General features: G+C 62.8%; 1 protein-coding gene. It reads right to left on the bottom strand.

The window, feature by feature from the left end; all coding sequences use genetic code 11:
• Positions 1-319: hypothetical protein (locus tag AC6A67_RS00420; RefSeq protein WP_498034543.1), on the bottom strand; the 319-nt coding region annotated here is incomplete at its 3' end.
• Between the last annotated feature and the right edge of the window lie 57 nt (positions 320-376).

Below are 376 nucleotides of genomic sequence, written 5' to 3'. Positions count from 1 at the left end.
GCCCTGCCATGCGGCGCAGGCGAGCAGGCTCGAGGTCCAGTTGCCTGCAGTGATTTCCTCCGGCCGTCGTGGCGGACCACAGGTCGACCGCATGCGATCTCATCTGCAGGAAGAATGCCCTGTCGAACTCTTCGTCCGGGATGTGGTCCGGGAGGGAGACCTGCAGCTCGTGAGACCCCCGGTGCACGGCATCATGATCGCGGGTCATGGTGTCGCTCGCCAGCTTCATGGGAAACCAGTTTTCCCAGCCCTGCTCGAGGTGCATGCTGCCTTCATGACGGGCGCCGTAGGCAATGCGTCTGAGCATGTTCAGCGTCACCCAGACCTCGTCCGGGTGGCAGCTTGTGACCAAATGCATTGGTCGCCGGAACTGCTT

The sequence above is a fragment of the Camelimonas sp. FR25 genome, assembly GCF_059740505.1.
Note: the sequence above shows the minus strand (reverse complement) of the source record. Positions and strands in the feature narration are given on the sequence as shown.